The organism is Jonesia denitrificans DSM 20603, assembly GCF_000024065.1.
GTDB lineage: Bacteria > Actinomycetota > Actinomycetes > Actinomycetales > Cellulomonadaceae > Jonesia > Jonesia denitrificans.
The window spans coordinates 1,496,231-1,508,736 of record NC_013174.1; the positions used below are offsets into that span (position 1 = coordinate 1,496,231).

General features: G+C 57.6%; 7 protein-coding genes. All 7 read right to left on the bottom strand.

The genetic code is table 11. The features are described 5' to 3' along the window. Positions 1–180 precede the first annotated feature (180 nt). The gene (pflB, locus tag JDEN_RS07050; protein ID WP_015771679.1) at positions 181–2,445 is read right to left on the bottom strand and encodes a formate C-acetyltransferase; all 2,265 of its coding nucleotides are present in this window, start codon (positions 2,443–2,445) and stop codon (positions 181–183) included. Positions 2,446–2,785: 340 nt separating this feature from the next. Continuing rightward, on the bottom strand, positions 2,786–4,702 hold the full coding sequence (dxs, locus tag JDEN_RS07055; protein WP_015771680.1) for a 1-deoxy-D-xylulose-5-phosphate synthase: 1,917 nt from the start codon (positions 4,700–4,702) through the stop codon (positions 2,786–2,788). A 191-nt stretch (positions 4,703–4,893) separates the two neighbouring features. Continuing rightward, entirely contained in the window at positions 4,894–5,205 is a 312-nt protein-coding gene (locus JDEN_RS07060) for an AzlD domain-containing protein (RefSeq protein ID WP_015771681.1), read from the bottom strand. Next, positions 5,202–5,912, bottom strand: a complete 711-nt coding sequence (locus tag JDEN_RS07065) for an AzlC family ABC transporter permease (protein WP_015771682.1) — start codon at positions 5,910–5,912, stop codon at positions 5,202–5,204. Before JDEN_RS07065 ends, JDEN_RS07060 begins: the two co-directional genes overlap by 4 nt. A 118-nt stretch (positions 5,913–6,030) precedes the next feature. Continuing rightward, positions 6,031–8,784 (bottom strand): aconitate hydratase AcnA, encoded by a 2,754-nt coding sequence (acnA, locus tag JDEN_RS07070; RefSeq protein WP_015771683.1) that lies wholly within the window; start codon positions 8,782–8,784, stop codon positions 6,031–6,033. Between the two features lie 379 nt (positions 8,785–9,163). After that, positions 9,164–10,456, bottom strand: a complete 1,293-nt coding sequence (locus JDEN_RS07075; RefSeq protein WP_015771684.1) for a class I SAM-dependent RNA methyltransferase — start codon at positions 10,454–10,456, stop codon at positions 9,164–9,166. A 7-nt stretch (positions 10,457–10,463) separates the two neighbouring features. Then, positions 10,464–12,479 (bottom strand): APC family permease, encoded by a 2,016-nt coding sequence (locus JDEN_RS07080; protein ID WP_041288311.1) that lies wholly within the window; start codon positions 12,477–12,479, stop codon positions 10,464–10,466. Positions 12,480–12,506 lie beyond the last annotated feature (27 nt).

Below are 12,506 nucleotides of genomic sequence, written 5' to 3' on the forward strand. Positions count from 1 at the left end.
TGGACGGTGCGGGTGTCCGTCGTTATGAACAACTCTAGTCGAGTCATCCCATGTTTTCTTCCGGCTTTAGTCCCACCTCATCTGTGGCGCTCACTACTGTCCACAAAAACGGTCAGGCCGTTGCCCTTGTGAGGCAACGGCCTAGCCGCCTGAGGTAAGGCATTGAGCCTTCGCGATCGATTAGATCGACGAGTGGAAGGTTCGGTTCAGCACATCGAGCTGCTGTTCACGGGTGAGGCGAACAAAGTTCACCGCATATCCCGACACGCGGATCGTGAGCTGTGGATAGTTCTCTGGGTTCTCCATGGCGTCAAGCAGAGTCTCACGGTTGAGCACGTTGACGTTGAGGTGGTAACCGTCAGACTTGTTCACTGCGTCCATCAGTCCGACCAGGTTCTTCACCTGTTCTTCCTTCGTGCGACCCAAACCTGATGGAACGGTGGTGTTCGTCAGGGAGATCCCGTCTTGGGCTTCGTTGTAAGGAAGCTTGGCGACGGACAACGCGGAGGCGAGCATCCCGTGAGAGTCGCGCCCGTTCATGGGGTTGGCCCCTGGAGAGAATGGCTCACCAGCTCGGCGCCCATCAGGAGTGTTTCCTGTTGCTTTCCCGTACACCACGTTCGAGGTGATCGTGAGAACTGATTGCGTGTGCATCGCGTCGCGGTAGGTGGGGTGCTTCTTGATCTTGCTCATGAAGCTTTCCACGAGCCACACAGCGATGTCATCGACTCGGTCATCGTCGTTACCGTACATCGGGAAGTCACCCTCAATACGGTAGTCAGTGACGAGACCAGTCTCGTCCATGATTGGGTAGACCTTGGCGTACTTGATCGCAGACAACGAATCAGCCACCACGGACAACCCGGCAATACCACAGGCCATTGTCCGAAGGATCGCACGGTCATGTAGTGCCATCTCGATACGCTCGTACGCGTACTTGTCGTGCATGTAGTGGATGATGTTGAGAGCTTCAACGTAGGTCTTGGCAAGCCATTCCATCGTGTCATCAAGCGCCGCTTTGACGGTGTCGTAGTCAAGGGGTTCGCCCTCAACTGCAACCGATGGGCGTGTCGGTGACACTTGCTTGCCGCTGACCTCGTCACGTCCACCGTTGATGGCGTAGAGCATGGTCTTGGCAAGGTTGACGCGGGCTCCGAAGAACTGCATTTGTTTACCAACACGCATTGGAGAAACACAGCACGCGATCGCTGCGTCATCGCCCCAGTAGTCGCGAATGATTTCGTCGGACTCGTACTGGATGGCTGAGGTGTCAATGGACACCTGCGCGCAGAACTCTTTGAATCCCTGTGGCAGGCGGTGAGACCAGAACACCGTGAGGTTTGGTTCAGGAGCTGGACCCAAGTTGTACAGGGTTTGCAGGTAGCGGAACGAGGTCTTGGTGACCAATGGCCGTCCGTCTTCACCCACACCACCGATCGTTTCGGTCACCCAGGTGGGGTCACCGGAGAACAGTGCGTCATACTCAGGGGTGCGCAAGAATCGAACAATGCGCAGCTTGATGACAAAGTCATCAATGATTTCCTGGACTTGCTCTTCAGTGAAGGTGCCCTCACGAAGGTCTCGGTCGAGGAAGATGTCGATGAAGGTGGAGGTACGTCCCAGTGACATGGCCGCACCGTTTTGCTCCTTGACCGCCGCAAGGTAAGCAAAGTACAACCACTGCACTGCTTCACGCCCGTTTTCTGCGGGACGAGCGATGTCATAGCCGTAGCTAGCAGCCATCTCTTTGAGTTCTTGCAGTGCGCGGATTTGCTCAGAGTTTTCCTCGCGTTCGCGGATCACGTTTTCGGTTGCGAACTCCATGTCGAGTTCGGCCCGTTCCCGCTTCTTTGCCGCGATAAGTTGGTCAACACCATAGAGCGCAACACGGCGGTAGTCACCAATAATGCGGCCACGGCCGTATGCGTCAGGCAGACCAGTGATGATGTGCGAGGAACGAGCCGCCCGCACTGAGGCTGGGTAGGCGTCGAACACACCTTGGTTGTGGGTTTTGCGGTATTTCGTGAAGATGTCGCGCACGATCGGGTCGACCTCGTACCCGTACGTTTGCAAAGCCCCTTCAACCATGCGCCAACCACCGTTTGGCATGATGGCGCGCTTGAGAGGAGCGTCAGTTTGGAGACCAACAATGACCTCTTCACCTTCAACAATGTACCCAGGTTTGTGCGAGGTGATCGTTGAGGGAGTGTGGACATCAACGTCGTAGATGCCCTTGTCACGTTCTTGAGGGAACATACCCAACAGGGTGTCCCACACTTTTGTCGTACGCTCCGTTGCGCCGGCCAGGAAGGAGGCATCCCCCTCATAGGGCGTGTAGTTTCGCTGGATGAAGTCGCGGACATCAATGGTGTCCGTCCACTGTCCTTGCTCGAACCCGCGCCATGCAGTGGTGTTCGTGACAGCGTCGCTGGTTGTTGCGGTCATCGCCTTACCTCGTTTCTGATCTTGTTCGATCTTGTTTCCAGCCTAGAAACAAATTGATGGGATGACTTGGGACCTTCGGGCCAACTACGCTCCAGATCGTGTCTAGTGAATCACACCGCGTCCCACACCACCCATCATGCCGTCTTTTTCAACGAAAAAACACCAAAAAACGAGTGAACTTCGCCGACATACACACTGATAAAAACAGTTTTTGTGGTGTCAAAGCAGAGATGCTGAACGATGCGCGACCACTGTCACATCATCCCCCGCACACCCCAACAACAAGGGAGGGTAAAGCCCCCCTGGCTTTACCCTCCCACGACACCACGATTAATCAGAATCAATCCCCCACGGCACTATCACGGTCACGGGCCAACACAGCGAGAGTCGCATCAGCAATCCCCTGCTCAGTTAAACCATGGTCATCCAAAATAGCTGCCCGTGCTGCATGGTCAAGGAACGTTGAAGAAATACCCATCGAATGCACCGGAACGCCCACACCGTGATCACGAACCGTCTCCGCGATCAGTGCGCCCACTCCCCCACGCACAACGCCATCTTCAACCGTCACGACAAGGTCACTGCCGCGCACACACTCCAGCAGACCGTTGGACACCGGAATCACCCACGTGGGGGCAAGAACCTCCACCTGGTAGCCAGCCACCGCAACCTTTTGTGCAGCCTCAATGACCAACGGTGCCATAGCCCCCACGGCCACCATAACCACACGCGGCTGCCCACCATCAGACAACTGGTCATCAACACCAAACCGGGCAAGCACATCAATACCATGACGCACCTCCACAGCAGGTAACGGGTCACCCATCGCCCCCTTGGGGTACCGCACCACAGTAGGCCCATCATCGACGGTTACAGCCTCACGCAACGACGAACGCAACGTCTCCTCATCACGCGGCGCAGCCACCTGGATACCAGGGACGATACGCATCAACGCCAAATCCCACATCCCGTTGTGGCTAGCCCCATCATCACCGGTAATACCGGCCCGATCCAGCACAAACGTGACGCCCGCACGGTGCAGCGCAACATCCATGAGGACCTGGTCAAACGCGCGGTTCAAGAACGTGGCATACAACGCAACAACCGGGTGCAACCCGGCGAACGCCATACCGGCGGCAGCAGTCGCCGCATGCTGCTCGGCGATACCCACATCAAAAGTTCGCTGCGGGAACTCACGCGAAAACGGCAACAACCCCACCGGCTGCAGCATCGCCGCCGTCAAAGCAACCACATCGGAGCGTGACCGACCAATTTTCACGATCTCATCAGCGAACACCTTGGTCCACCCAAACCGCGCCGGAGCCACCGGTAACCCAGTTTCGGGGTGTATTTGACCCACTGCGTGGAACCGGTCCGCTAAATCCTGTTCCGCAGGACGATACCCTCGCCCCTTTTCGGTGATCACATGAACAAGCACTGGTCCACCAAACGCCTGGGCCCGACGGAACGCATGTTCTAAGTCACCAAGATCATGACCATCAATTGGACCCAAATACTTGATACCCAGGTCCTCAAACCAGCCCTGGGGGCGGATGATGTTCTTCACGCCCTTTTTCATGCCATGGAGCCCGTCGTAAAGCATTTGCCCAGGGATCCCCAATCGCGGCAGATTCCGTTTCCCCCACGACAACATGCCCTCATATTGGCGTGTTGTCCGCAACGTATCCAAATGGCGAGCTAACCCACCAATTGTCGGCGAATACGAACGCCCATTGTCATTCACAATAATGACCAGCCTGCGGTCATCAGACTCCGCTATATTATTGAGCGCCTCCCATGCCATACCACCGGTAAGCGCACCATCCCCAATGACTGCAACAACATGACGATCATCGATCCCACGCACCACATTAGCGCGGGCAATACCGTCAGCCCACGACAACGCTGTCGACGCATGAGAGTTCTCCACAACATCGTGGTCGGACTCCGCCCGTGACGGATACCCGGACAACCCATCCTGTTTGCGGAGGTTCGAAAAGTCGCGCCGCCCCGTGACTAGTTTGTGCACATAGGACTGGTGACCAGTATCAAAAATGAACGAATCCTTGGGTGAATGAAAGACCCGGTGCATAGCAAGAGTCAACTCCACAACACCAAGATTTGGGCCCAGGTGCCCCCCAGTCAGCGACACCGACTTCACGAGATAGTCACGGATCTCCTGTGCCAGATCCTGCACCTGATCCTGCGACAACCGCTTGAGATCAGTTGGAGACCCCACCTCGTCCAGATAGCCCATCACCCCTCCGTCCATGCTGCGAGGATCCCCGCATCAAAAAAGATCAATACCTCACTGTAATGACTGACGTCTGCGAGCGCGAACCACCAGACGCTATCTTCCTCACAACCACCGGGAACCGTCCACGTATTCCCCACTTGGGGCTTGGTTGGCGTGGGTGCGGGCATCGGATGTGAGGGGCCTGGTGGGGGCTATGCGAGTCCGGCGAGCCGGGCGAGGGCTGCTGCGGCCATCCCGATGAGGACAACAACGAGGAAGGGTGCGCGCAGCAGGAGCGCGGTGAAGGCTGCGAGGAGTGCGATGAGCCGAGCGTCAATGGACAGACCATGGGGGGTGGCAACGGTGTTGGTGACAACGAGGCCAGCGAGTAGTCCAACAGTGAGGTAGTTCGCGATGGTGACAATGCGTGGGTCATCGACCCACGTTTCGGGCAGGAGGTAGCCGGCGAGTTTGACGAGGTAGGACAGCGCGCTTGCAAGGATGATCCAGGCCCACAGTGTCATGGTGTCTCCTGGTGTGTGGTGTGTGCACGGTGGGCTATGTGGGCGGTTCGCCACCCCATGGTTCCTGCGATGGCGGCTGCCACGAGTAGTGGCATTCCGCTGGGGAGGTAAGGGATGGAGATGATAGCTCCCAGTGCTGCGAGGTAGGCCACTGTGCGCATCGGACGTTGGGTGAGTCGTGGCCACAGGAGCGCGAGGAAAGCTGCGACTGCTGCACCATCCAGCCCGAAGGTTTGGGGGTTGCCGAGTGTGTCCCCAAGGAGTGCACCGGCCAGGGTGAACAGATTCCATAGGAGGAACACGCCGATGCCGGCAACCCAGAATCCTCTGTGTCGTTCGCTGGAGGTGTCTTGAATACTTGCTGTTCCTGCTGATTCGTCGATGGTGATGTGCGCGGCGAGGAATTTCCATGGTCCGCGTGGACTGAGGAGCACTGCCATCTGCGCCCCGTAGATGGCGTTACGCAGGTAGAGCATCGTGGCTGCCCCCACGGCAGCGGCGGGTGAACCTCCCGTGGCGATGACCCCCACAAAGGCGAACTGTGACCCGCCGGTGAACATCACGGCGCTGAGGACAACTGTTTGTGTGACGGTGAGCCCAGCGGCTACTGCCAGTGCCCCAAAAGATAGCCCGTAAAGGCCGGTTGCAAGGGAAATGGAAAGCCCCATGAGCGTTGCAGGTGTCATGGGGGTGGTGCCGTGGGTCATGGTGCGATCTTATCGGCGTTGGCGGGGTTATTTCTGTGTTGTCCGGTGCTGCTGGGTGTGGGTGAGGGCCCTTCACACAGGTGAAGGGCCCTCGTTGTTGGGTGGTGTTGTGTGTGGGTTAGGACACCAGTGACCGCAGAACGTATTGCAGGATCCCACCGTTGCGGTAGTAGTCTGCTTCTCCTGGAGTGTCGATGCGCACCACAGCGTCGAAGGACACGGACGTGCCGTCTGGTTTGGTGGCGGTGACAGCCACAGTCTGCGGGGTTACACCGTCGTTGAGTTCGGTGATGCCCGTGATGTCGAACACTTCGGTCCCATCCAAGCCCAGGGTTTCGGCGGTGTCTCCGCTTGGGTACTGCAGCGGGAGGACCCCCATACCAATGAGGTTGGACCGGTGGATGCGTTCGAAGCTTTCAGCGATGACTGCGCGGACACCCAGAAGCGCGGTGCCTTTCGCTGCCCAGTCGCGTGAGGAACCTGAACCGTACTCTTTCCCGCCCAGCACCACCAAGGGGATTCCGGCGCGCTGGTAGTCCTGTGCCGCATCGTAAATGAAGGATTGTTCCCCGGTGAGGAAGTTGAACGTGTAGCCACCTTCAACGTCGGTGAGGAGCTGGTTACGCAAGCGGATGTTTGCGAAAGTACCGCGGATCATCACCTCGTGGTTGCCTCGACGTGACCCGTAGGAGTTGAACTGACGGCGCTCAACACCATTAGCTTCGAGGTATTGTGCTGCCGGGGTACCGGGTTTAATGGCGCCAGCTGGGCTGATGTGGTCGGTTGTGACCGAGTCGCCGAGTTTCGCGAGCACGCGGGCTGTGCGAATGTCGTTGACTGGTTCTGGTTGTGCGCCCATTCCGTCAAAGTACGGGGGCTTACGCACGTAGGTGGATTCGTTGTCCCACGCGAACGTGTCACCTTCTGGGGTGGGTAGTGACCGCCACCGGTCGTCACCAGCGAACACGTCAGCGTAGTCCTTTTCGAACATTGCCCGGTCGATGGTGGAGTCGATGGTCGCTTGAACTTCTTCTGGGGTGGGCCAAATGTCTTTGAGGAAGACCGGCGCACCTTCAGTGTCAAAGCCGAGCGGCTCGGTGTCAAAGTCGAATGACATGGTTCCCGCGAGCGCATAAGCGACCACAAGTGGTGGGGAAGCAAGGTAGTTCATTTTGACGTCAGGGTTGATGCGGCCTTCAAAGTTCCGGTTACCGGACAGAACTGAGACGATTGCGAGGTCGTGTTCGTTGACGGCGGCAGAGATGTTGTCGTCGAGGGGGCCGGAGTTACCAATGCAGGTGGCACATCCGTAGCCCACGAGGTGGAAGCCGAGCTTTTCAAGGTAGGGCCACAGGCCAGCTTTTTCGTAGTAGTTCGTGACGACTTGGGAGCCTGGTGCCATGGAGGTTTTGACCCATGGTTTAGCTTCCAGTCCGCGTTCGACTGCTTTTTTGGCCAGGATCGCTGCGGCCAGCATCACTGAGGGGTTGGATGTGTTCGTGCAGGATGTGATCGAGGCGATCGCTACTGCACCATTGAACAGGTCAAAGGTTTTCCCGTTGGTGTCGGTGACCTCGACAGTGGAGGTGGTGGTGTCTGTGATTGCGGGGGCGTCAGAGGCTGGGAAGGACTCTTTTTCTGCCTCGTCGATCAGGTTCGCACTGGTGGACACGTAGTTGGGGAGATCACGGTCAAACTGCTCTTTGGCGCGAGTCAGTTCAATGCGGTCCTGTGGTCGTTTCGGTCCTGCGATGGACGGCACAACCGTGGAGAGGTCCAGTTCTAGGTACTCGGAGAACTGTGGTTCTATGTAGGACGGGTCGGTGGGGTCAAGCCACAGGCCTTGTTCCTTGGCATAGGCTTCCACCAACGCGAGTTGTTCTGTTGAGCGTCCAGTGAGTTTGAGGTAGTCCAAGGTGACGTCGTCGATGGGGAAGATCGCCGCAGTGGACCCGAACTCGGGGCTCATGTTTCCGATGGTGGCACGGTTCGCGAGGGGAACCTGGGAGACTCCCGCACCGTAGAATTCGACGAACTTGCCCACAACACCGTGGTGGCGCAGCATTTGGGTGATGGTGAGGACAACGTCAGTTGCGGTGACCCCAGCGGGGATGGAGCCGGTCAGTTTGAATCCGACCACGCGCGGGATGAGCATGGACACTGACTGTCCAAGCATGGCAGCTTCGGCTTCGATGCCGCCTACTCCCCACCCAAGAACACCAAGGCCGTTGACCATCGTGGTGTGGGAGTCGGTACCCACACAGGTGTCGGGGTAAGCACGAAGTACACCGCCTACCTCGCGGGTCATCACTGTACGGGCAAGGTACTCAATGTTGACCTGGTGAACGATTCCGGTGCCGGGTGGAACAACTTTGAACTCTTCGAATGCCGTTTGTCCCCAGCGCAAGAACTGGTAGCGTTCCCGGTTTCGTTCGTACTCCAACTCAACGTTGCGTTCAAAGGCGTCGCGACGTCCTGCGACGTCAATTTGCACGGAGTGGTCGATGACGAGTTCTGCGGGTGCAAGTGGGTTAATTCGTGATGGGTCACCACCAAGTTCAACCACAGCTTCACGCATTGTGGCGAGGTCCACCACACAAGGCACACCGGTGAAGTCCTGCATGATGACACGTGCTGGGGTGAACTGGATTTCGGTGTTGGGTTGAGCGGTGGGGTCCCAGTTCGCTAACGCGTGGATGTGTTCGGCGGTAATGTTCGCGCCGTCTTCAGTACGCAGAAGGTTCTCGGCGAGGACTTTGAGGCTGTACGGCAGCCGCTCGAGTCCGGGCACTGCGTTGAGTCGGAAAATTTCGTAAGCGGTTCCCTGAACATCAAGGGTCCCTTTGGACTTGAACGTGTCGACGTTACTCACGGACACTCCTTCATCGTTGGCGAGTTCCGGCCACCGGCTTTGACGGCGTACATGCCGCAGTGGGGCAACCATCGGGGGGAGCGACACCACATGGGGTCTGGTCACGCGCAGGCGCGCGGTGTCTTGTGTTCGTTCTGTACCATCATACATGATTTATCTTGACGTCAAGATAAATCATGGGGGTGTTGCGTAATTCGATTGTCTCCAGTTATCCCGGAACTCGCTCGCCCATCAAGCCCCGAAACGGGCGCGCGCATCTACTCACGCGTATGTGGACCACTGTGAAAGCGTCTGTGCAGTTTTTTCTGGTCCCCACACAGCCACCATGGTCCACACAGACACTGACAGAAAAACCTGGGGCGCACATCGGCAGGCGATCTCATGAGCGCCGGTGAAAGACAGCCACACATTCCACGTGATGCGTCATGGGGAACAAATCAAAAGCCCGCATAGAGGTCAACTGGTATCCGCGCTCCCCCACAAGCGCCGTATCACGAGCCAACGCAGCCGGGTCACACGCCACATACACCATTGTTTGAGGAGACAGCGCAACCAACGCATCAATCACGTGCGCCCCAGCACCCACCCGAGGCGGATCAAGGACAACAGCATCCACTGAGGGCACATCCTGAAGGTGTGCGAGCACATCACCCACACTGCCCTGATGGAACCGAACTTTCTGCGCGATGTCCGGGTCAAGATTATTCATCACATTACGCCGAGCATCCTTCACCGCACGAGCATCGCCCTCAATTGCCACAACCTCACCGTCCTCCCCCGCCATTGCCGCAAGAGGAACAGTAAACAAACCCGACCCGCAGTACGCATCAAGGATGCGACCACCCTCAAAGCCATCCCCCAGCGCGTCAAGAACCGCTGTGACCAGCACCTCGGGGGCGTCACGGTGCACCTGCCAAAAACCATTCGCAGCAACCCGGTAGCGGTAAGGCCGCCCATACGCGTGAACAATCTCTGTGACAAAACGCCGCGCATTCGGACGCACATCCACGTGCCCCTTACGCAACGGTTCTCCATTTCCCAACACCACACCAGGGCCGTCAGTGGGGGCAACGACCTCTAACCGCATGTGTGGTTCCCACTGACGAGACCACACCCCTTGCACCTGAGCAAGCTCCTGCGCTTGAGCTGTCGCCAACGGCATATGCGTTAACGGAACAACATCATGCGAGCGCGGCCGAAACATCCCCGCACGTCCCTTGTCGTTCGCAACCACCTCAAATCGGGTACGCCACCCCCAACCAGGCTGGTCATTATCCGGATGAATTTCCCAGGGAGCAGCCTCAACATCCCCATCAAACTGGACCCCTCCCAGGCGTGCCATCTGATCAGCAACGACCTGACGTTTCCACTCACGCTGGTACGCCAACTCAACATGAGCCAGATCCGCCCCACCAACACCATCACGGCGCGCCTGCGCCCACGACACATGCACCCGATGTTCGCTGGGTTCAAGAACCTCCACAAGCTCACCACGCCAAAAACTGGAGGTCTCGGTGCCCTGTGTCACTCGAACACGCACGCGCTCACCGGGAATAACACCGCCCACAAAAACGACGCGGCCATCAACGCGCCCAACACACTCACCACCATGAGCGGGACGCTCCATGACTACCTCAACGACACGGCCAATAACGTCCTTGGTGCCAGACATGACGCTCTCATTCATCCATAGCCCGCGGCTGACCCGACTGAGCAAAGTGTGTGTGTTCAATTCCCACCGTCCGAGACGATGACAGCTGCCACGGTACCGCAGAGATCACCACCCCAGGGGTAAACAGCAACCGTGACTTCAGCCTCATCGCACTTTGGTTGTGCAAAAACTGTTCCCACCAATGTCCCACCACGTACTCAGGCACATACACCACCACCAAATCTCGTGGCGATTGACGGCGGATTGATCGCACATAGGACAACACTGGGCGAGTGATTTCACGGTACGGCGACGACAACACCCGCAACGGCACCGGAACGTCTAACGCCTCCCACTGTGCGAGCAGCTCCTCACCATCATCACCATCAACACCAACTGTGACTGCTTCCAACGTATTGGGGCGTGTTGCACGCGCATACGACAGGGCCCGCATCGTGGGTTTGTGGATCTTAGACACCAACACAATGGCATGAACCCGCGACGGCAAAGCACGTGCCGAAGCGATATCCTCGCCCAACTCCAACTCATCAGAAACCGAATCGTAGTGCCGACGGATGCCACGCATCACCGCGAACACCACCGCCATCACCAACAAAGTGATCCACGCGCCATGAAGGAACTTCGTGACCAACACAACGATCAGTACCGTGCCAGTCATCACAAACCCGACTGCGTTCACAACACGTGAGCGGCGCATCGAACGCCGCGCCTGCGGGTCAGCGGCCACCCGCAGCCGAGAGTTCCAATGCTTGACCATAGCCAACTGGGACAAGGTGAAGGAAATAAAAACACCCACGATATACAGCTGAATCAGGCTTGTGACTTGAGCATCAAACGCCACAATGAGAATGATCGCCCCCACAGCCAGAGTCATGATGCCGTTAGAAAACGCAAGCCGGTCGCCACGGGTGTGCATCTGGCGCGGTAAGTAACCATCCCGGGCCAGTATCGACCCTAAGACGGGAAACCCGTTGAAGGCCGTGTTTGCTGCCAACACCAAGATGAGCCCGGTAATAGCAGAAATTCCAATGAACATCCACGGTGCCTGCGCGAACACCACCTCAGCGAGTTGCGACAACACCGGGTGCTGTTCATACGATGCGGGAACCGCGGAACCATCAGCTTGCGTGAGCTGACGCGCAGGTTCTTCCACGTAACGCACGTTCGTCGCCACAGCAAGAGTGACAATCGTGGCAAGCATGGCCGCTGAGATGACCCCCAACAACAACAATGTCGTCGCAGCGTTTCGCGACTTCGGTCGCTGAAAAGAAGGGACACCGTTAGAAATTGCTTCCACACCGGTCAGCGCCGCACACCCCGAAGCAAACGCCCGTGCCACCAAGATGGCACCACCTAACCCCACCAGACCTTGGTCAAACGCCGCGTCCGGGACCACAAGGAAATCGGCACTCGGGGCCTGGCCCAAGGAACCAGTGAACGCCTGGAATGCACCAAACACGGCGATCAACCCAACAGCGATCATGAACAAATACACGGGAACAGCGAAGAACCGACCAGACTCTTTCACGCCCCGCAGGTTCATCACCATCAAGAACAACACAACAGCGATCGCTACCCACGTTTCATGACCACGAAACCACGGAATCGCTGAGGACGCATACTGAGCACCAGCAGAAATAGACACCGCCACAGTCAGGACGTAGTCAACAAGAAGCGCGCTCGCGACAGACACACCCGCCCCTTGGCCAAGGTTTGTGCTCACCACCTCATAATCCCCACCCCCCGAAGGGTAGGCGCGGACATTTTGGCGGTAGGACGCAACAACCACCAGCAACACGATGATGACTGCTAACCCAACCCATGGGGAGATCGTCACCGCAGTGACACCCGCCAATGCCATCGTGAGCACAATTTCATCCGGCGCATAGGCGACCGACGACAACGCGTCAGACGCAAAAACAGGAAGCGCAAGCCGTTTCGGTAACAGTGTGTGCCCGAGACGGTCAGAGTTCATGGGCCGCCCCAGCATCAACCGCTTGGCGACATCAATAATTTCCGACACGTTGACCAATGCTATGCCCATCGCGGG

Excerpts from the sequence above, each read along its gene's own strand:
- pflB (WP_015771679.1), bottom strand. The coding sequence starts at position 2,445 with ATGACCGCAACAACCAGCGACGCTGTCACGAACACCACTGCATGGCGC.
- dxs (WP_015771680.1), bottom strand. The coding sequence starts at position 4,702 with ATGGGCTATCTGGACGAGGTGGGGTCTCCAACTGATCTCAAGCGGTTG.
- JDEN_RS07060 (WP_015771681.1), bottom strand. The coding sequence starts at position 5,205 with ATGACACTGTGGGCCTGGATCATCCTTGCAAGCGCGCTGTCCTACCTC.
- JDEN_RS07065 (WP_015771682.1), bottom strand. The coding sequence starts at position 5,912 with ATGACCCACGGCACCACCCCCATGACACCTGCAACGCTCATGGGGCTT.
- JDEN_RS07075 (WP_015771684.1), bottom strand. The coding sequence starts at position 10,456 with ATGTCTGGCACCAAGGACGTTATTGGCCGTGTCGTTGAGGTAGTCATG.